We start from the raw sequence: 22,271 nt of genomic DNA, 5'->3' as shown, positions 1-22,271 counted from the left end.
CACCTTTTACAGCGGACGATTCCGCACACGAACACGGACAGAACGTGTTCAGAGCTTTCGCTATCGTTGTTGTGAGTTCGCGGCGCCACGCGTGGACGGAGGCGGGACTTCCACCAACTGGAAACGCTTTGCGCGGGCATCGGTGTTGAGTGAAGTTTTCTCCATGACAGCCAGTTTTTGCACCATCGCCTTCAGTTCGTGGCGATCTTCTGGTGCGGTGGACTGCCGCAATGCCGCGATGAGATGGTAGACCGCAGTGCGATCATTTGGATCGTATTGCAACGCCTCGCGGCTTTGCTGCGCAGATGCTTTCAAATTCTTGTCTTCCAATTCCATGCGAGCCAGCAAGTCATGGGCTGCAACAAAGTCCGGCTTGAGTTTCACTGCGATTTCAGCTTGGTTGCGAGCATCTGCCATGCTTGATGGACCGCCTTGAGGTCCCTGCATGCTGAGCAGTTTTGCCAGCAGATAGTGAAGCAGATAGCTGTCAGGATGCTGATGAATCTGCGCCTTAAGTGCTGCGACCGCGGCATTGGAGTGATCCAGATCAAAGTGATATTTCTCCAATTCAGCCACGTCCGCTCCGTAGGCGCTCAACCCTTGTTTAGGGTTAAGGCGTTCCGCCGTTGAGAAGTCGGACTGCGCTTTGGTGTACTCAGAGAGTTGCGCATACAGCAATCCACGCGAGAGATAGAGTGAAGCAGCGCGAGGATTCAAGCGCAGTCCCGCGTTGATCATGTCAATGCCGACGCGGTACGAATCATGGTCAAGGCATAGTTCGGCAAAGGAGTTGTACAGGTTGACATTTGAAGGGTCAGAGACAATCGCCTCGCGCAGAGCTGCGACTGCTTTGGGAGTGTCATGCATGGCTTCATAGGCTTGTGAGGCGAGGCTGAGAGTGTCGGCATCGGCTCTACCGGAGTCGAGCAAGGGCTGCAAGGTTTGAATTGCCGCCGCATATTGTCGCGATTGGTACAAAATAACGGCCAGATCATACCTTGCAAAGTTGAGCTGGGGAAAATGAGCGGCGAGCGTTTGAAATATCGCGAGGGCCTGCTGGGTATCTCCGAGGTTTTGAAGACAACTGCCATAGGCCGCCATCGATTCGGGATGCTGGTGAAGCGCCGGGCCGCTCTGCTGAAAGTTGCGGATAGCTGCATGGCAGTTGCCATGGCGCTGTTCGTTGAGCGCCAGCATCTCGTGCGCGGTGGTGTCGCCTGGAGAAAGAGCGAGGATGCGGCGGAGAAGAGGCACTGCCCTGGGGTCATGCTCCTGATCAAATATTTGCGCAGCGCCGCGCAGGGCCGCGAGGTTGTCAGGAGACAGACGGAGCGCATGAGCGTAGGCGTCTGTAGCTGCGGACGTTTCCTGTAATTCCGAACAGGCGATGCCCTTCAATGTCCACAGATTCGCATTGCCGGGCGCTTGCTTCAGAGCTGCATCGGCAGTTCTCAAAGCCTCCGCCGGATGCTGCGCACGAAGCTGAGACTCGACTGAGGAGACGACATTACCGCTGGACTGTGCATGCACAAGGAATGCTGCGCCCAGGCAGGTGGTAAAGATGAATGGGCGGAAAAAACGGGTCAAAACAATAAGCCCCCTGGGTTTGCCGCAAGCGGCACCTATGCGTCGTCTGCTGGTAGCCAGTGTCGCATAGGAAATTCCCTGGGAAAATGTTTTCCTGAACCGAGATTTTTCTGAGAGTGGCTTGGTAAGATGTTGCCGCTGGAGAAGTGGCCATGAGCACTTATCGGGAAATCCTGGATCATCCGGTCAAAGCGTTCCAGAAAGAGGCTCCAGAGGAGTGTGGCCCTCTTGTGCTCGAGGAACTCGAAAGGATTCTGGAGAGCCGGCAGTTCCGGCATTGCACCCGAGGAAAACAGTTTCTTAGATATGTCGTCACCGAGAAACTGAATGGCCGAATCGAGAATCTGAAGGAGCGGTCCATCGGGGTGGCGATCTTTCGTCGCACGGCGAATTACGCCACCGGAGACGACCCCGTCGTTCGGGTGCAGGCCGGTGAAGTTCGACGGCGTTTGGAACAGTATTATCAGGAGGCACCAGAGAAAACCTCTGTCCGGATTGAACTTCCGGTAGGGTCGTACTCGCCTGAGTTCCATCGGCATTCGCTGCAGCTCTCGCCACCTGAGGCTAGCTCAGTGGTTTTCTCCGCTCCGTCGGAAACGAAAAAGCTAACTCGGACGTTTAACGCATGGAGAGTTTCCTTCTTTAGCCTGTTGGCGGCTGTTCTCATGCTGGCTGTGCTCCTGGCGTTTATGAGCTTTGATCGGCATGCCCCGGTCGCTCAGGCCGCTGCACCGGGCTCCACTTCTGCCGCGGGAACTGTTCTGAATGAATTCTGGGCGCCCGTGCTGGGTTCTCCTCAACCCTTGATGATCTATCTGGCTAAAGAGGTTACTTACCGGCCCGCCATTTCGGTATATGACGAATATGCGAGAACCCACCATGGAGCCTTCTCAAAGGAAGTGCAACGAGCGAACGATCCAATCCCGTTGAATCCTGATCGAAAGCTTCTTTGGAGCCAGATGGTGCTCTACTCCGACTATGGGGTGGCCACAGGGGATGTGGATTCCGCCGTGAGGGTATCGTCGCTGATGGGCCGATTGGGCAAGCCGGATCAGGTTCGTATTGGCCGGAATTTTTCCTATGCCGATCTGAGCAACTCTCCCTCGATTTTGATTGGAGCCTTTAATGATTGCTGGACGATCAAATTGATGGCGCCACTCCATTTCTCACTAAAAGATGAGGGGAGCCAGCTCTTTATCAGCGAAGCTGGCCCGCATGGAAGACGTTGGTTTTGGAAGAACGTATCCAGTGCTCAAAAGGATTATGCTGTAGTCACGCGCCTGGTTAACTCCTCCACCGGGCAATATACGGTCATTCTGGCTGGACTCTCCGGGCAGGGAACTGAAGCCGCCGGGGAATTTGTGACAAACGAATCCATCCTGGCGGCAGGGCTCAAAAATCTTCCCCGCGGCTGGCCCTCCCGCAATCTGCAACTGGTGCTTGAGACCAACATCACGGATTCAGAGCCAGACGCTGCGCATGTCGTTGCTTCCTATTCCTGGTAGCTTTGGCGCTCTCCGGATCTGGCCGATTTCGGTTTTTCTACTTCCCGTACGAGGTCATCTCTGTGCCTCACGGCAGCCGATTGCAGGGTTCTCATCCATATTCCGATTGAATCGGCGCCCCCCCCGTAAGGTGGAGCTTTGCCTTTTCCGGCCAGCGGCAGGCACGCATTTTTACTCCAGGGCGGCCAAGAGCTAAGCTGTTCATTTGCAGTAATATATGTCCTGTTTCTTACCGTTAGATACCGAGTATTACTTGTGAGCCGTTGCATCAGGCCACGAGGGTGGTCAGCGATCTGAGTCCACCTGTTTGGAGTGAAGCGACAGAGGACCCAGAGCGGCTGGCAAAAAACTCAAGCCAAGGCGAAGGCCGACTGAACAGACTCGGATCCCTCACCTGGAGACGGTGGAATGAGAAATATCGATCAGCGCAATGAGCATCTTTGGAGTTCGCAGCCCGGAAGTATGGGGCCTGCAGCTTTCCTTCAAGGCACACACCATCCGCGGATGGGCGGGCAGAGTTCGGCGTTCAAGAGCGACGGATTGGCCAGCGAATCATACGATAAGCCACATAGGCTTGCCGGGTTTGTACCGACCCTTCGGCCAGGTACCTCGATCTGGGCGGTCACATTCGTCCTCCTTCTGATGCTTCTGGTGGGCGTGTTGCCGGCGAGCGCGCAGTTTTTGAGCGGCATTGAAGGGACCGTAACGGATACGACAGGAGCTGCTGTTCCGGGAGCAAAGGTATCAATTACCGATACGCGAATCGGCGTGACCCGCACAGCCCTCTCCGACCAGAACGGCTACTTTCACTTTGACAGCATTGCGGCCTCCACCTATGACGTCGAGGTACAGCGGACCGGTTTTCAAACCTGGCAGCAACAAGGCTTGCAGGTGCAGGTCGGGCAGACCCGGACGATCAGTCCCTCGCTGCAGATCGGAACCGTGGCGCAGCACGTCACGGTCTCTGCCACCGCGGCAGCAATCAATCTGACGTCGCCCACCACAGGGGCTGTGATTTCAAGCCAGACGGTGCGCACCACTCCGCTCACAGGGCAGAACGTCTACGGACTAGCGGCGCTGACTCCCGGTATGACCGGAAGCGCCGTCAATTCGGCCGACAACTACACCAATGAATACGCCATCAACATTAATGCTGCCGGTCTGCGTCAGGAAGAGAACGGCTATCAGATTGATGGCGCGTACACGAACACTCCCTCACGCGGAGGCGGAACATCGATCTCTCCTAATCCCGAAATCGTAGAGTCAATCAATGTGCAGGCGAACGATTTCTCTGCTGCCAAGGGGCGCAACGGCGGAGCCACCGTGGACGTCTTCACGAAGTCCGGTTCGAACCGGATGCATGGTGTCGCGGACTATTACTTTCTGAACAATGACATGCAGGCGAGGACCGAGTTTCAGACAACGGTGCCGCAGTTTACCCGTAATGAGATTGGCGCTGCAGTCGGTGGCCCGCTGGTTCGCAACAAGCTCTTTTATTTCGGCGCCATCGACGTGCTGCGTTCAAGCAACACCAGCGCCTATCAAACTACGGTCGAGACGCAGGATCTCGACAATTGGGTAAAGAGCAATCTGGGCAATACCGTTGCGGCGCAAATTCTCGCGGCCGCGCCGCCTCTGAATTTCCCCACAACCGGCATCGAGACCGTCTCGCAGGTAGAGGCGAATACCCCGGGTTACTATGCTCCGCCCGTGGGGATTCCCGGCAACCTGCCCGCATTGGGAACCGCCAACATCAGCTACTCCGTTCCAAAGAATGGCTACCAATGGAGCATCCGTGGCGATTACTACAAAGGAGCTCATGATCGCTTCTACGCGGAAGTGATGCGGACCTATGACACCTCAGAAGGAACATCCGCGCGACCCGCTCTCAATGATAGCCAGGCCAACAGCTCTGATTTCGTCAATGTCGACTGGACGCATACGTTTTCTCCTAACCTGCTGAATGAGGCCGGCGCCAGCATGATTCGTCCCTATGGGTCAGACTTGCCGGTGAGCACCATGGCCATTCCCTATGTCAACGTCACAGGGTTGAATGGATTTGCAAATTGGGGGCCGGGCAACTTTACTCAATCCACCTATGGATGGCGGGATGTTCTGACGGCAGTCATCAAAAACCACACGCTGAAGACCGGCTTTGACCAGTTCAATATCCGCGAGAATGACCAGCAAAGCGGAGCATTTGACAGGCCGACTTATAACTTTAATAACCTGATCGATTTTATTCAGGACAAGGCAACCACCGAGTCTGGCACGCCGGTAGACTTGCTCACGCACGAGTCGGCCCCTTATGCGCGTCGTTATAGGGCGCTTTACACCGGTGCATTTGTGCAGGATGACTGGAAGGCGACCAATCGTCTGACGCTCGATCTCGGTGTGCGATTCGATATGATGTCGAACTTCTTTTCCATCTACTCCCCTCGCCTGACGAACTTTACTTTCGGATCGGGCAGCAGCTATTTTGATCAAATTGCGAATGGGAGCACCGGGCTTCAGCCGAGCCCGCATGTATTGGATCACAATCTGTGGGGGCTGACTCCTCGCGTCGGATTTGCACTCGACCTGACCGGTAACGGAAAAATGTCATTGCGCGGCGGCGCGGGCATGTTCTCCGGGCAGCCGCCTTATATCCACATCACGGATATCACGGCGGGCAATTTGCCGAATATTTACACGCCGTCTGTCAGTGTCTATCAAGGGACACAGCCTGACTTTCAACTGTGCAATGCGCCTCAGGGATTCACCGAGAGTTGCCCCGTGCTCGACACCAGCAATGTGCAATTTAACTCGCATGGCGGCATTGTGGGCCAGCGAGCCAGCCTGGGCGGCTATTCGCCTCACTACAAAATGACACAGGTGGAAGCATGGACGCTCAGTCTTCAGCAGGAGCTGCGTCCAAACCTTATCATGGAATTCAATTACTCCGGTACGGCAGCGCACTACCTGCCAAACTTCAATTCTGATATCAATCGCTTTGCCGGTGATCTCATACAAAACCGCGGCCAGCTACAACGTCTCAATCCTTACTTTGGTTCCATCACTTATGCATTCTCGAATGCGAACTCGATTGGAAACTACGGCTCTGTCGTGCTGCAGAAGAGCTACGCGAACGGGTTCTCACTCCAGGGCATCTACACGTTTGGCAAGACGTTGGACGAGATCAGCAACTCGGGATCTCTCGATAGCGGCTCCATCACTACTTCGACCAACGACATTCTCAATGGAGATCTGCCAGCACAGCGTGGACGCGCTGATTTCGACATCCGGAATCAGTTCACCGCGGATGGCACCTGGACTATTCCGAATCATTTCAGAGGCGCACTGGCAAGAAATACTCTGGGTGGCTGGGAGGTGAGCGGCGTGTGGGTGCTGCAATCCGGACTGCCGTTTACGGTCTACACGAGTGCCCCGTTTGCGCCGGTGTATGACTCCAGTGGAAACGTTGTGGGCAACACTGGCGGTGACTACAACGCCGATGGTTACAATTACGACGTTCCGAATGCGCCGTCGTTTGGAAGAACCCTGAGGGGACTATCGCGTGAAAAGTACTTGCATGGTCTCTTTTCTGCATCGCAATTTCCTACGCCCTCGCTAGGACAGGAGGGTGATCTGGGACGAAATACCTATAATCAACCCGGATACAACAACTTCAATTTCACCCTCGCCAAGACCTTTACCACGCGGTTCTTTTTTGGTGAGAAGCTGCATCTTGAGGCCCGCGCCGAAGCATTTGACCTCTTTAATCGGGCCAACCTGACCGGCGTGACTTCTGATTTGTCCAGCTCACTTTTTGGACACTCGACCAATCAGTTGCCCGCGCGTAGCATTCAGTTGCACTTCCGTGCGCGCTTCTAAGTGGCGACAGAGACTCGATCTTCGGTGCCGGGGCGCAGCTTTTACTCCCCGGCGCCGGATAGGATGGATGTACTGTTCCGTCTGCCGATTCACCAGCCGGCGCGGTTGTGCGCTTGCTGTTTCAACCTAAGATGAGGATACAGAATGAAGTTCAGGAACTTGAGGACTGTAGCGCTGACCTGTTGTACAAGTGTGTTGCTGGCGATGGGCGCTTTCGCGCAGCCACCTTCGCAAGCAGCAGGCCAGACAGACGCCCCCAGCGTACAGCCGAATCGCATTGTGATTACCAGAGGCGGAACGACGTTGATGCTCGAGCCCTATGCTCCTAACATTCTGCGTGTCAGCATCAGCCGCCTCAAGAGCGATGCGTTGGCTCCGGCGGGGTACGGCATCTTGGCTAAGCCTAATGGTTCCGGGTGGCATTTCACTCCATCAGCGGACGGCGGCACATACAGCTCTTCCCAGTTGTCCGTCACTCTTCCTGGGCCGTCCACTCACCAGAGCCCCCACCTCCTGGGGCAGACGACGATCAATGAGTTTTTTTCGAGCAATGGCGGCAAGCCATATGCCAATGTGCGTCTCAATTTTCAATTGCCCGATGGTAAGACGCTCCTCAAGATGCTGAGTTGGTCGATGAACAAGCCTGACCGCGGCTCCGGCAATGCCGAAGTACTGCATGACAGGCGGCCATCTGATCCTCCCTTCTATACGGTTGGGGCTACCTTCGGGGTGCAGCCGGGCGAACATTACTATGGCCTCGGAGAAAATCAGGAAGGCCGGCTCGATCATCGCGATCAGGATGTGCATTGCTGGAGCGATTATGGTGCGGCCGGTGGTGAGAGTTTTTGTGTACCGTTCCTGGTTACAAATAAGGGTTACGCCGTTCTGTGGGACAACCCCTCCAAGACCACAGTAGAGCCCTACTTCAATGAGCAGACGAAATGGAGATCTCAAGTCGGTCAGCGCGTCTCTTTTTTTGTAGTTGCGGGAGCTACTACGGATGATCTCTATAAGGGTTACCGTTTGCTCACAGGCCCAGCTCCCATGCTGCCCAAAGGCGCTTATGGATTCACGCAATCAAAGGAGCGTTACAGCACGCAGGCGCAGCTTCTGAACGTTGCGAAGGAATACCGGGAGCGCCATCTGCCCTGCGATTACCTGGTTGTCGATTTCTTCTATTACAGCAAGATGGGACAATTCAATTTCATTTCCAAGGACTGGCCCGATCCTGCTGCCATGAATCAGCAACTGCATCAGATGGGCTTCCATACGCTGATCAGCGTGTGGCCGCGCTTTGCGCCAGGTTCGCGTTATTACGACATGCTGCTCAAAAATGGATGGTTTTACCATCTCGCGGACGGCAAGCCCACCACCACCAATGGGTTGCCGGGCAACATGACCGGATCGAATCTTGACATGACGAATCCCGCGGCCTCCAGATGGTTCTGGCAGGCAATCGACAAGCACATCATGAGCAAGGGCTTCGATGCCATCTGGACGGACGAGACTGAACCCGATATTCCGCCCAACGGCAGTTACTATTTCATCGGGCCCGGAACGCAGTACTTCAACGTCTATCCTCTGTTTGAAGATACGGCCGTGTACAACGGCATGCGCAAGACTCTAAATGAGCGGCCCATGATTCTGGCACGCGCCGCCTACATCGGTTCGCAGCGCGATGCGACCATCCTCTGGTCCTCTGACATTTCACCCACCTGGAACACGTTGCAGCGGCAAGTGCCTGCGGGGCTGGATGTGACGGCTTCCGGTCTTCCTTATTGGACAAACGATGTTGGCGGCTTCTGGGCGCTTCCTGCTGTGCACCATCCGGTCCACAAGCCTCTGATCGATCCGGCCACAGCGCGAGCGAATGTTGGAGGCGATGATGACTATCCTGAACTGTATGTTCGATGGTTTGAGTATGGCGTCTTCATGCCGATCTTCCGCACGCATGGAATGCGGCGTTTCAACACTCCATGGTCTTATGGAGATGAAGCGACGCCAATCCTCGAAAAGTATCTGAGGATGCGCTATGCGTTGATTCCATACATCTATTCGCTCGCTTACCACTCCTATCAGACGGGCGCTCCTTATATGCGGGCTCTCTTCATGGATTTCCCGAATGATCCTAAAGTCGATACATTGACCCATGAGTTCATGTTTGGTCCGGATCTTCTGGTCGCACCGGTTACGCATCAAGGGCAGACCAGCCGAAAGGTCTATCTGCCTGCAGGAACTGACTGGTACGACTATTGGACGAACAAGAAATATCACGGCGGACAGACCATTGTGGCCAATGCGCCCATTCAGACGATTCCGTTGTTTGTGCGGGCAGGCTCCATTCTGCCAATCGGCGATCAGGTGGAGGACATGAATCAGCATCAAAATCTGAAGCAGATTCGTATCTATCCGGGCGCGGATGCAACTTTCACCCTCTATCAAGACAATGGTAAGACCGAGGACTATAAGAAGGACGGTCGACTCACGGTGCTGCATTGGGACAATGAAACCCATCGCTTCACGCATACCGGAGCAGCAGCCTGGTCAGTGCCGGACCAGGAGCTTGTGAAGGTGATTCATGCCACCAACTGATAAAGGATGAGGACGCGAGCCGGGATTTCGATACGGGCGGCGAGATGTTCGCCGCCCGGTATGCCTTTATGAGTGATAAGAATCTGAAGTTGAGATACCAGAGGGGCCGGAAGAGAAATCAGATAAGTCATCAGTCAATCGGAGTCATGCTTCAGATGGAAGCGGCCCAGCAGCCCTGTGGGCCGTTCCAGTTTGCGCTACGGTTGTGACGGTGGAACTAAGGGGGAAAGTGCCTTCCGAGAGGCCACCCCGTCCTGGACCATGGAAGAATCAGGGAGCAGAACGTCGTCGGCATCCGTCATGGAGAGGATGATGTTGCTATTGACCATGACAACAAAAGGGCCATTCATCCACGGCCGATCGTTAAGACTGTCGATACGGGTGCGTCATTCACTATGGCAATTTCATACACATGACGTGCGTGAGTGGCAAAACGACTACCCAGACCGTCCACGGCGATAGGTTCAGGCAAGGGTTCTTCGCTTTGTCCGGTGGCTAGATGTGTGCCCACAGGTTTTCCCTGACCTGCGATCGCTTACACTCAAGCTGAATGCGCAACCATGGCTATGCCTTCACCACCACGATTGGCAGCAAGCACCACGGGCAGACGCTGCTCTTTCATCTGGCAAGCCTTTATCCGCACTCCTCCGCCGAAGTGTGGCAACAAAGACTGAGCCATGGGGAGATCACTCTCAACGGCATTACCGCTCAGGGAAGTGAGTCGGTTGCGGCGGGTCAGGTTCTAGTATGGAACTGTCCACCTTGGACGGAACCGGATGCGCCGCTCCATTTTGACGTCCTCTTCGAGGATGACGAACTCATCGCGGTGAATAAACCCAGCGGTCTGCCGACTCTGCCGGGCAGCGGCTTTCTGGAAAACACTCTCCTGCGTCTCGTCCGCAGGTATGCCCCGCATGCGAGCCCTGTGCATCGGCTGGGGCGAGCTACTTCTGGCATTGTGCTTTTCTCCAAGACGGCGCAGGGCGCCGCCCTTCTCGAGGCGATCTGGAACACCTCTAAGGTACAGAAGGTCTACCGGGCGGTGGCTGTAAACGTTGCCGAGCACGAGGAGTATGAGATCCACACGCCCATTGGCCGGGTACCTCATCCGCGCTTGGGTTCCGTCTGGGCTGCCAGTTCCACGGGGAAGCCATCGTGGTCTTCAGCAAAGGTGCTTGCGCGCGGCACAACCACCACAACTTTTGAAGTCACGCTCCACTCAGGCCGCCCTCATCAGATCAGAATCCATCTGGCATCAGTCGGTCATCCGCTGGTGGGGGACGGCCTGTATGGCCCCGGAGGGCTGCCTCTGGCCGATCATCCGGGTCTGCCCGGCGATGGCGGCTATCTTCTCCACGCGCAATTTCTTGCATTCCTGCACCCTACGAGTGGAAGCCAAATCAGCCTGGAGGCCCCTTTGCCGTCGGAGTTCTCTCTGTATGCGCGGCAGGAATAGGAGACCGTTGCTGGCCTCATGACGGACCTACTGTGTGCCGGCGCGAACTCGTGATGGAAGCCAGCACCGGTTGGGTTGCTCACCATGAACAACTCCCGCACGAGGATTTTGATGTTTCCCTAGAAACCCGAGGGGTGCTATGCTCTCTTTCCATAGAGATTCGAGGGGAGAAAGTGACAGATGCCGAAGAGACCATCACCCAACAACGACATGCTGCGCGGCACACTGGACATGATGGTGCTGCGCACGTTGCTGAATGGCGATGCGCACGGGCACACGATTGCCAAGGTGATTGAACGGTCGTCAGAGGATGTGCTGGAAGTGGAGCAGGGCTCGCTGTATCCGGCGCTGCACCGGCTGGAGGACCGCGGATGGGTCGCCTCTTATTGGGGGCCGAGCGAGACGAATCGCCGGGCGCGCTACTACCGGCTGACTGCGGCGGGGCGCAAGCAACTGCATGCCGAGGTGAGCCGCTGGCGGCAGATGTCGAAGGCCATTGCGCTGGTGATGGGCGATGTGATGAGAGAGGGAGCGGGCGAATGAGTTGGAGGCAGCTGTTTCGGCGCAGGTATTGGGATGCGGAGCGGATGGAGGAGATGGAGTCGTTCCTCGAGCACGAGACGCAGGAGAACCTGACGCGCGGCATGAGTCCGGTGGAGGCTCGACGGCGGGCGTACGTTAGATTCGGTAATCCGCAGAAGGTGCGTGAGGAAATCTGGCGGATGAACAGTATTGAGCCGTTGCAGCGATTGATGTCTGATCTGCGCTATGCGCTACGCTCGCTGCTGCACAATCCGGGTTACACCGTGCTTGCGATTCTCACGCTTGGGCTCGGGATTGGCGCGAATACGGCGATCTTCACAGTGATTGATGGCGTGTTGCTGCGACCGCTGCCGTATGCGCAGCAAGGGCGCATTGTGCATGTGGTACAGACCGAGCAGCATTCAGGCCAACAGGACATCGGACTCTCGGTGCAGGATTATCTGGACTATCGCAGCCAGCAGCATGTCTTTACAAAATTTGCGGAGTATCACTCCATGCTCTTCACGCTGCTGGGCACAAAGACGCCACAGCGCGTGGTGACGGGCGTGGTTTCATCGCAGTTTTTTGATGTGCTTGGGGTCAAGCCAGTGCTGGGACGGCTGTTTACGTCCGCCGATGAGACGCGGAGTGCCGCGCCGGTGCTGGTGCTGAGCTACGTCTTCTGGCAGAAACAATTTGGCGGCGACCGCAGCGTGATTGGCCGCACCTTTGCCATGAATGATCGCGTCCATACAGTGATCGGGGTCTTGCCCCCGCTGCCGGATTATCCCGATGCCAATGATGTGTACATGCCGGTTTCTTCGTGCCCATACCGCATGGACCCGATGACGATACGGGATCGCGACGCGCGCATGGTCACCGCATATGGCCGGCTGAAGCCGGGAGTAAGCCTGCGCGAGGCAGATGCCGAACTGAGCTTGATTGCGGGGCGCATGGTGAAAGCATGGCCAAAGTCGTATAGGGATGCGCGAGATTTTGCCACGCATGCGACGCCCGTCAAGCAGGAGCTGACGCACGCCGCGAGCCCAACATTTTTTGCGCTGTTGTGCGCTTCAGGACTGGTGCTGCTGCTGGCCTGCGTGAACCTTGCGAGCCTGGCGCTGTCACGGCAGATGCGGCGCTCGCGGGAGACGGCGATTCGGCTGGCGACAGGAGCTGGCCGTTGGGATGTAATTCGGCAGGTGCTGACCGAAAGCCTTCTGGTGGCTCTGGCAGGCGCTGGCATCGGGCTTGGGATTGCGGCCGGAGGTTCGCGTCTGCTGGAGACGTGGGCGGCGAGAATGACGCCACTCGCGGGAGGCATTCATCCGGATTTTCGTGTGCTGCTGTTTGGCGTGTGCAGTTCGCTGGTGGCCGGACTGCTGTTTGCCATTCTGCCCGCGGTCCTTGCTTATCGCACTCCGCTCACGGCAGTGAATGATGGTGGAGAGCGGGCAGCGGGCGGTGAGGGAAGCACACGCGCCCGCAATGTGCTGGTGGCGCTGCAGGTGGCGCTTTCATTTGTGCTGCTGATCGCGGCGGGACTTATGATGCGGAGCTTCTACAACCTGCTTTCAGTGGATCCTGGGTTCCGGCCGGCGCATGTGCTCTCGATGCAACTGGACCTGAACTGGACGAAGTACAAGAAGCAGACGGCCCAACTGGAGTTCTTTCACCAGATTCTGGATCGAGCCGAAGCGATGCCCGGCGTGGAGAGCGCTTCGATCAGTTGGATGGCTCCGCTGAACTCCAACATGTCTCCCATCAACGGTCCGGTTCACGTCGCGGGGCAGCCGGTGCGAGCCGGTGTTCCCGCGCCTGTTGTGGATTTTGAAACGGCGAGCCCGGATTATTTTCGCGTGCTCGGAATTCGACTGCTGGCCGGGCGGAGCTTTCTTGAAATCGATGGCCCGAAGGCTCCGCACGTGGTGCTGGTGAATGCGCGCATGGCGCACGAGTATTGGCCTCATCAGAATGCCATTGGGCAGCGCATCCAGCCGGGGCAGTCGCATGATTGGTGGAGGGTGGTGGGGGTGGTCGGCGATGTTCGCGAGTACGGGCTGAACAAGGCTCCGTCGGCTACGGTGTACGTTCCGCTCGATCAGAATCCGATACAAAACGCGCATCTGCTAGTGAAGACACGTAGCTCACCGTTGTTGATGGCTAACACGATTGCGGCGATGATTCACCAGATTGATCCGCAGCAGCCGGTGACACAGGTGCGCACGCTTGAGCAGATGCGCGCGGCACAGCTCGGTACTCCGCGCGTAACGGCTACGTTGCTGAGTCTCTTCGCGCTGGTGGCGCTCTTCATCACGATTGTGGGTGTTAACGGCACAGTGGCGCTGGCGGTGGCGCGGCGTTCGCGCGAGATCGGCATTCGCATTGCATTGGGCGCGACACGCGAGAATATTCTGCGCGTGGTGCTGAGCCAGGGCATGAAGCCTGTGGCCGCCGGGTTGATGGCAGGGGCTGTAGTTTCGCTGTTTGCTACTCACGCAATGGCTCATATGATTTTCGGACTCACGCCCGACGATCCATTGACCTTCGTGAGCATTGGAATCTTGTTTCTTACCGTGGCACTCGTGAGTTGTGTGACGCCGGCGCGACGCGCCATGGCGATTGATCCGATGAAGACGCTGCGCGATCAGTAGAGTGTGACCCGGCGCAATGAGAGTGCATTGCGCCGGGGTAAATACGTTGACTTAATTATTGAACGTCCAGAGCTGACCCGCCGCACCGGTGATGGTTTCCTGGTCCAGTCCTGTGCCGTTGAGCAGGGAACTGGAACCGCTGCCGGTGGCGGCCGCGGGAATGCCCAGCGCAAGACCGCTGCGTTGGCTCAGCAGTTCATAATTGCCATTGCCCATGCTCACCACTCTCCATATCTGGTTGGAGGTGTTAGACCACGGCCATTGATCGATTTTTGCGCCGGGGCTGTTCGATCCCTGGTAAACATCCATCGCCAGTCCGCTGTAAGCGCTGGTCAGATAGATGTAGTTATTTCCAAGGTTGGTCACCGTCCAGCTCTGGTTGCTGCCACCAGTGACGGGCCACATGTCGAGCGAGCTTCCTGCGGTTTTGCTGAAGGCATAATCGTCGAGCGCAAGTCCGGTCTGGTAGTTGGTGATGACATAGTTGCCGTTGGCGATCAGGTTAGCTGTGTTGGTCGAGGTCTGCGGAATGACGAGCGCCACGGTGGAATACGCCGGCACTGTAATGCTGAAGTTGTTGCCGACGCCGCTCGTGGAACTTGATGAGATGCCGGAGTTCGGCGTCTCTGAACCGGGTGAGAAGTTGGAATTGCCGAATGTGTATTTGGTGCCGCTGGAGGCCAGCGTTTCACCAGAGACATTCACAGAGACGGTGGTGCTGTTGCTGGGATCATCGTTGATGAGCACCACGCCCATCTGGCCGTCTGAGCGGCGTACCGCATGCACGTGCAGTAGCGAGTTGGAAGAGCTGGCCGCGACCATGCGGTCGCCGGGGCGCGCGATCATCGAGTCGAATTGAACGCCATACCAGGGACCGATCGGCGTGTTGGTCGATGAGTTTTCAAATACGCCGCTGTTCAGTTCCTGATATTCGACATTGGAAGCGCTTTGTTCAAACCATGTAAGGAATTCGTCGGTGGTGAAGAGGTAAGGGAAGAGTCCGCCGTTGGAGTTTGCAGCCGTCTCGGTTACGAGAAGCTGCAACTGATTTGCGTTGCCGAGGGTGTAGTACTTCTGAATATCAGCGCGAACCTGGGCTACCTGTGAGTTGATGGTCGGAGGCGAGGCGAGCACCTGCGCGTCTGTTCCGCTCGGATACCAGTGAAGGATTACGAAGTCCAGCGTGTAGCCTGTGCCCTGGAGCGCGTTGGAGACGGCGGTCAGCACGTCCTGATCCCAGCCGGGAACCCATGGGGAAGTGCTCACAAACACGCCGCACTTGATGTTGGGATCGACGGCTTTCATTGCTTTGATGAAGGCGGCGGCGTTGGTGCCGTATGCGGTGGGGGAAAGCGCTGGGTTGCCCACGCGGTCCGCTGTGGTCTGATCCAGGTCGTGCAGATCGTATTCCCAGTTGCCGCTGGTGTAGTAGCCGTTGCCGTATATCTCGTTGCCGATCTCCCAGTAGAGAATGCCGTAGTTGTTGGTGATGTTGGCGTACTGTACCCAGGAGGCAGCTTCACTGGGTGGCGCCGGTCCATCATTGTTCTGGTTGGAGCCATAGTTCACGGTGATGACCCCCTTTGCGCCGGAGGGCTGAATGAGATCTGAAATCCAGTTGTTGAAGGTGTCTCCCGGAGCGAAGTAGCCGCCGTTATTCAGCGACTGATCGGTGCCGCTGAGAAAGTTGAAGATGTCAGCATATGAGCCGCCGGGGTAGCGAATGGCGTTGAAGCCGCCGGTCTTGAGCGCTGTTCCCAGCCCGGGGTTTGTCATGTAGCCGTCGTAAACGGAGGAGTCCACGCCGTACCCTTGCGACGGAACGCTGCCCATTTCAGAATAAGCATTGATGCTTACGCTGGCTGTTGTTTGCGCCTTCACGGGCACGGCGACGAACAGGCTACAGAGAAGAATCGAGCCAAGCAATTGCATGTGCAGAAAGTGTCTGCGCGTACTTTGCTGAGATGAATGCGAAGTGGTTCTGGACATGGGGGAGCAATATTCCTTTCTGTATGAAAGTGGCCGGTGTGTGGGGCGTGAGTTGGAGTGGACTCAGACCTATTTTTCTTTGTGAGATCGAGTGAAATTGCCGGAAGCAGTGGCGCGAAAAAATGCGGGAGCGTTGCCGCTCCCGCGCGGGGGTTAAAAGTCGTACTCAAAAGCCATCTCGACGATGCGGACACCATCTTTGGCGGTGGTGTAACCAAAGGTGCTGGCGTTGCTGATCGTGGCGTCCTGCAGAGCCTGGGCTGCTGTCGTGGGATTGCAACCGGGGCATTCGCCAATAATCAGATTCAGATCATTGAGGCTGGCACTGTTGAAGGAGTAGAGCGGGTGGTTCAGGAAGTTGAATCCCGAAATCCTGAACTGCATGGTGCGGGCGCCACCCAGACTGAAGTTCTTGAACAAAGAAAGGTCTGAGGTGAAGTAAGCCGGTCCATAGACGGCCGGCAGGTTATACCAGCCCTGCGTTCCTTCGGCGGGCAGTGAGAAGCAGGTTCCGTTGACGTACTGGTGCTTCTTGAGACCCAGTGCCGGATTGCACGTAACAATGGGCTGCAGCGTGTAGTCAGAGCTGCCGAGCCACTCCGCCGCTCCGAAGGGGACGCTGGTGGATTTTCCGCCGCTGGTGTAGCCAAGCGAGCCGCTCATGCCGTAATTCGTTCCGGTGGAGACGGAAAGATCGGGCCCACTCTGGATCGAGGTGATGCCGGAGATCTCCCATCCGTTCAGCGCCGCGCGCAATGCGCGGTTGCCCTTGTAGAGATCGCTCTCCTTCCAGGAGTAGTTCACATTGAGCACCTGATTGCGGTTGTAGGAAACAACTCCGTAATCATTTTTTAGATCGACAGGATCGGCAATGGCTCCGGTATTGTAATTGCCTCTCACGCCGAGCGTCTTAGACCACGTGTAATTCGCTCCATAGATGAAACTGCCGCTCTGCTTGTTCCATGAGAGCTGCATTGAGTTGTAGTTCGACCAGTCCCGGTGGGTCATGACGTTGACCTGTGTGTAGTTGGGATAGGGGCGATAGTCATTGACATTCGGAATGTTGTCGGTCGGATTGAGCTGGCCCGTGACAGGATCAGGCTTGAAGAATGCACCAAGTGGAATCACATTCTGGTTCTGCAGGCCGCCGAGCGTGTCGAGGTGATAGCTCTGGTTGCCGACGTAGGCAATTTCAAAGGTGGAGTTCCATGGTCCTCGCTGATCCACCGTCAGGTTGTAGTTGTAGGTCACCGGCATGTCATCGTCTTTCGGATCCATGGCGCCGATACTGAAGGGCGGCAGAGATGCGGGAGGCGTTACGGCATACTGGCCGCAAGGAACATAGGTGGAGCGAAGGAAAAGTTGATTGAAGGTGCAGCCTTGTCCACCTGTATTTTGCGGCTCAATGTATGTCTGCAGACCAATGGCTGTGGCTTCGGCACCACCTGCCGCGGCGGTGGAGTCCTGCGAATAGTAGGTGCCCCATCCGCCGCGGAAAACAGTTTTACCGTTTCCGAAGAGGTCATAGGCGAGGCCGAAACGCGGGTTGAAGAAGACGGCGCGCGTGGGGGAGCCTGCGTTGGGAATGCTCGGGTCTCTTTTGTGCCAGGTGATGCCGGGCCACGTCAGGTTTGAGGCCGTGTCAGGATAAAGCACGTGCTGCCCCACTCCGAGTTGTTGAGGCTCCCATACGGCCATGCCGATGCCGTGCGGATCACTCCAGGGCTCGAGATGATCAAAGCGCATGCCAAAGGTCAGTGTGAGCTTCGCGTTGACCTTCCATTGATCGGTGGCAAATCCGTCGTACTCCAGGTAACGCTGGTTCTGAATGGGATCGCTCGCTGCCTGCGTGTAGCCAGACGGGCATCCGATCAGGAAGTTGCCGATGGAGTTGTACATGCTGGCTGTGGGTGGCGTGACGATCTGGCCGGAGCTGGGGTCTACCGTCGTGCTGGTCTGGTCGATGTAGCAGGAGGCATAGCGGTTGAAGTTCATGCTGCCGTTCAGCTGGCTGCCGAGCTGCGGTCCGCTATTGCCGGTCTGCTCCATGTAGAAGCCGATATTGATGGTGTGGTTTTTGAGGACCTTGGTGAGATTGTCTTTGATGGTCCAGTCAAACTTGCGCAAATATTGCGAATTCGGCGGCGGTGGTACATACCCGAACGCCAGCGATGGAACTCCGGAATCCCAGTTTGAGATCTGCGGCAATTGTGACTCATTCAGGTGCAAATAGCCTCCGCCATAGCCGGCTTTGCCCCAGGCGTTGCCCGTGGTCTGTGTTTTCGCTGGATCAGAAAACTGCTCGGGCTGGTAGTAGTAGACGCCGGCAGCCGTGAAGTCATTGGTCAGTGACGAGTTGATGACCTTTGTCATATCAATCGTCATGTTGTCAGTGCGGCCATTGGAGAAGAATGGCGAGGGGTATGGGATGGTGCCCGGCGGGTTGTAATAGATATTCTGTAGCGGAGATTCGACGTTGACTTTCTCAAGACCATAAATCACATAGAATTTGAGAGAGTCGCTGATGCTGTCATCGATGCGGGTGTGCAGTTGAAATCCATTGCTTGACTCTTCCACGTTCTTTGCATAGTTGACGCCGTCGGTCGCCTCGGTTTCTGTGTTGCCTGCATAGACGGGCTGTGGAGTGCGGTTGGCCTGGGGCCAGTAACTGGCGAGCGCATGAGAACCGGCGTTGATGTCTTGTGCCGGAATCATACCGTTGTTCACTGTGTTGCCATTCTCATCCGTGGCAGTGGCCGGGGTGTAGCAAAAGCCGCCGACATTCGTGAAGAGCGATGTCTGCGAGTAGTCCTGTGGGCAGCCGGCCGCCAGGGCCGCAGATGAGACATTCAACGCACGGGCAATATTGTCTCTGCTCAGATCTCCCTGCAGCATGGATGCGTTCGGGATAAAGTCAGTGAGCAGGCCTGCAGGCTGGTGCTGATCGTAGTACTCATATCCAAGCCAGAAGACGAGCTTTTTCTTTTTTCGGTTAAAGTGCGTGAAGGGAAGAATGATGGGGCCGCCGATGGTTCCGCCGGGATAGAAGTATTTGAACTGAGGCCGTGGGCTCCCGTAGTAATTGGACAGCCAGTCATTAGAGTTGAGGGCGGTGTTCTTCACATAGGTGTAGAGGCTGCCGTGGAATTTGATACCGCCCGATTTGCCCACGGCGTCAATCACAACTGGGCCCTTTGACTCGGCCGCGCTGAAGTCCGCCGTGGTCACCTTGACTTCTTTTACTTGAGAGACGTTGATGTTGCCCATTTGGCCGGCCATGACTCCGGGATCGACAAACTGCGCACCATCGGAAGACACACTGACTCCTGCAGTTTGAGGCGCGGAGCCGAGCGCACCGAACGCACTCAGTTGGCCGCTGCCGGGGCTGGTCGTCTGATAGCCGTAGAGTCCGCCGGGGCCGGTGTTGCCCAGCCCTGTGCCGGCGTTGAGAGTGAAACCAGGCAGAATGCTGACCAGTTCGCTCACATCACGGCTGATGGTCGAGAGCCGCTTGATTTGCGAGGACGTGATCAGAGTGCTGTGCGCGCCTGAGTTCAGAGTGACTCCGGCCGACTGGGCCGAAACCACTACCGTGGTGCTCGCCGCGCCTACCTTGAGCACAATATGCGGCACGGTGAGGCTGTCTCCGGGATGCGCAACAATGCCGCTGACCGTCCAGTTCTCAAAGCCCTGATGACTGATGCGCAATGAGTAGCTGGCTGGCGGCAGCGCCGAGAAGGAGAAAAAACCTTCCCCATTGCTCGCGATTCGCCAATGGGAGCCGTTTTGCTGGTTGGTCGCAAGCACCCGGGCGCCAGGCACGACGGCTCCGGTGGAGTCCATCACTGTGCCCGAAATGGACACCGTGGTCTGAGCCATCAGGATGGCAGGGAAGGCAATCAGCAACGCGAGACCCAGAATGAGCGGCTGCAATTTTTTCATTGCCTGCATCCGGCCAACGCCTTGAGAGAAATTTTTATAAATGCGCAAGTTCTACCTCCAAAAGATCCACCAACTTTGAACTGCCCCATCCTTGGGGCCACGACATTGTGGCCCGTGGATGCCGGAAGACTCTTCCTGTTGCGTTTTGATCTCCCCGGTCTCTCCGTCTCATCCTCCCTGGAAGCTGGGGAGCTTCAAGGATTGCCGTCTTTCGGGTGTGGGATGAGCAACCGCTGGCGAGGCTGAGGAAATTCGGGCAAAACCTAATTGCGCAAGCGGAGAGGGCAAAAGGTTTATTTGGTACATTCCAGTACCGGCCTGTTACAGGCTGTTTTGAAACACAGGCATCCTGTTGATTGCGAGTGATTTAGGTAGCGTTAAAGGTAACGTAAAAAACGCTGTTGCAACTGCTTGCATGATATGGCTATGATCGGTGCCCAGAGAGAAAGACAATGTTGTCCATCGAAAGAGCAGCGGTTGAAGCAGAGGGGATTCCCCACGCACGGGAAGACGAGTGGCGTGAGTTCAAAGCCGTCGGCGTGGCGCTCTCGAACTCTTCGCGCCTGCTGCGGTTGTTTACCTATATAGGGGAAAAGTATTTCGAAGGGCAGACGCAGAAGCTGCACGAGTACGACATTGCCACGGAGGTCTTCGGGCGTTCCAAGTCCACCTTCAATCCCGGAGAAGATGCAATCGTGCGCGTCGAGGCACACCGGCTGCGAAAGAAGCTAAAGGAGTACTACGAGGGCGAAGGCAAGGACCATCCCGTTCAGGTCTCGCTGCCGGCAGGCTCTTATGTTCCGGCCTTTATCCATCGGCATATTGATACTGGTTGTCCTGTGGAGCCGCAGCTGGAAGTGGCTGTGTCACCGCCGCCAAAGAGGCGCCGATGGGCCTATGTGGCTGCCGCCTGCGCTGCTTTGTTGATGGCCGCGCTGATCGGGAGAATCGAGTACCGCCACCGGCAAAGCGAACCTGCGAAGTCCCTGTCCACGTCGGCCGCTACTGTGCCACCTATTGTCGTGACTGGGCCGTTTGCTCAGCTTCCTTTGCATATTCTCGCGGGGGATTATGGCAAGCCCCAAGTAGACGCGGCTGGTATGCTCTGGCAGCCAGACACTTACGCTCATAATGGAGGCAATTGGACCGGACCGGCTGACTCCGTGTTGCGTACCAGTGACCCTTTGCTTTTTGAGCATTGGCGCAATGGAGATTTTTCCTACGAGATTCCTCTCAAGCCGGGAGTGTATGAGCTTCATCTGTATTTTCTCGACGTTCGTTCGCGAGCGACCTCCCCCTCCACGTTTTCCGTCACGGCCAACGGGCACCCTCTGCTTTCAGGATTTGACATTTACGGGGATGCGGGCGCGCTCAATACCGCTGATGAACGCATCTTTCGCGATATCAGCCCCGGTAGCGATGGGATGCTTCATCTCAGCTTTGCCACGTTGACCGGGACGGCGGAATTGAATGCTATCTCGATTCTGCCTGGTCTCGCTCATAAACAGTTGCCGATACGTATCGTCGCGCAGCCAAACTCCTACACCGATCATGATGGCAATTTGTGGAGCCCGGATAACTACTACCTAGGAGGCTACGTCTCCGCGAAGAGTGACGATGTAACTGGCACTGAGGATCCCGACCTCTATTCGGGCGAGCGCTACGGGAATTTTTCTTATGCTATTCCGGTTGTTCCGGGCGACAGCTATACGCTGACTCTTCATTTTGCAGAGCGCTACTTCGGGCAGAATGCCCCGGGTGGCGGAGGCGTAGGAAGCCGCGTTTTTCGCGTACTCTGCAACGGGCAGATTCTTTTGAACAATTTTGATATCTACAAGCAAGCCGGCAGCTTCCACGCTCTGTCTGAAACCTTTCACGGTTTGAAAGCGAGCCCGCAGGGGAAGCTCAACATCACCTTTCAAGCAATTGTGAATAATGCCACAGTCTCTGCCATCGAGGTCACTGACGAATCGCATTAGGAGCAAAGCTGCGGTGCATGTGGAGCCGGTCGCGCCTGGAGAGAACTCCCTGCGGGCTTCGGACGGCGTGCATTGCTGAGCTCCAGTCGGCATGGCTGGAAATGATTGTGCTTCTCAGTGGGGAAACTTGCGTCGGTGAAGCAATCTTCTCCACCACCATGAGGTGCGTTTT

The 22,271-nt window shown here is 56.4% G+C and carries 10 protein-coding genes; 7 read left to right on the top strand and 3 right to left on the bottom strand.

All coding sequences use genetic code 11. The features are described 5' to 3' along the window. Window positions 1-60: 60 nt before the first annotated feature. On the bottom strand, window positions 61-1,530 hold the full coding sequence (locus tag ACP_RS04200) for a tetratricopeptide repeat protein (protein WP_015896046.1): 1,470 nt from the start codon (window positions 1,528-1,530) through the stop codon (window positions 61-63). A 209-nt stretch (window positions 1,531-1,739) separates the two neighbouring features. Between ACP_RS04200 and ACP_RS18025 the strand changes: the two genes are divergently transcribed. From ACP_RS18025 to ACP_RS04165, 6 genes are all read left to right on the top strand, one after another. After that, complete coding sequence (locus tag ACP_RS18025) at window positions 1,740-3,092, top strand: hypothetical protein (protein ID WP_015896044.1); 1,353 nt, start codon at window positions 1,740-1,742, stop codon at window positions 3,090-3,092. 408 nt (window positions 3,093-3,500) lie between these two features. Continuing rightward, window positions 3,501-6,965, top strand: coding sequence for a TonB-dependent receptor (locus ACP_RS04185; protein ID WP_015896043.1), 3,465 nt, complete (start codon window positions 3,501-3,503; stop codon window positions 6,963-6,965). 144 nt (window positions 6,966-7,109) lie between these two features. Beyond that, window positions 7,110-9,557 carry a glycoside hydrolase family 31 protein gene (locus ACP_RS04180; RefSeq protein ID WP_015896042.1) on the top strand — a complete coding sequence of 816 codons (2,448 nt, stop codon included), beginning with the start codon at window positions 7,110-7,112 and terminating at the stop codon, window positions 9,555-9,557. A 550-nt stretch (window positions 9,558-10,107) separates the two neighbouring features. Then, entirely contained in the window at window positions 10,108-11,013 is a 906-nt protein-coding gene (locus ACP_RS04175; RefSeq protein ID WP_015896040.1) for an RluA family pseudouridine synthase, read from the top strand. A gap of 180 nt (window positions 11,014-11,193) precedes the next feature. Continuing rightward, a complete protein-coding gene (locus tag ACP_RS04170; RefSeq protein WP_015896039.1) occupies window positions 11,194-11,556 on the top strand; it encodes a PadR family transcriptional regulator in 363 nt (120 codons plus the stop codon). After that, entirely contained in the window at window positions 11,553-14,189 is a 2,637-nt protein-coding gene (locus tag ACP_RS04165) for an ABC transporter permease (protein WP_015896038.1), read from the top strand. The genes ACP_RS04170 and ACP_RS04165 overlap by 4 nt, the downstream gene beginning before the upstream one ends. 51 nt (window positions 14,190-14,240) lie before the next feature. On the opposite strand, the gene ACP_RS04160 is transcribed toward ACP_RS04165, so the two are convergent. Together ACP_RS04160 and ACP_RS04155 are read right to left on the bottom strand one after the other, a co-directional pair. Next, a complete protein-coding gene (locus ACP_RS04160) occupies window positions 14,241-16,121 on the bottom strand; it encodes an RICIN domain-containing protein (RefSeq protein WP_041839269.1) in 1,881 nt (626 codons plus the stop codon). 210 nt (window positions 16,122-16,331) lie between these two features. Beyond that, entirely contained in the window at window positions 16,332-20,120 is a 3,789-nt protein-coding gene (locus tag ACP_RS04155) for a carboxypeptidase-like regulatory domain-containing protein (protein ID WP_169305908.1), read from the bottom strand. A gap of 452 nt (window positions 20,121-20,572) precedes the next feature. Here ACP_RS04155 and ACP_RS04150 point away from each other — a divergent pair, with 452 nt between their 5' ends. Continuing rightward, a complete protein-coding gene (locus ACP_RS04150; protein WP_015896034.1) occupies window positions 20,573-22,099 on the top strand; it encodes a malectin domain-containing carbohydrate-binding protein in 1,527 nt (508 codons plus the stop codon). The last annotated feature ends 172 nt before the right edge of the window (window positions 22,100-22,271 follow it).

It is taken from the genome of Acidobacterium capsulatum ATCC 51196 (assembly GCF_000022565.1).
GTDB lineage: Bacteria > Acidobacteriota > Terriglobia > Terriglobales > Acidobacteriaceae > Acidobacterium > Acidobacterium capsulatum.
Note: the sequence above shows the minus strand (reverse complement) of the source record. Positions and strands in the feature narration are given on the sequence as shown.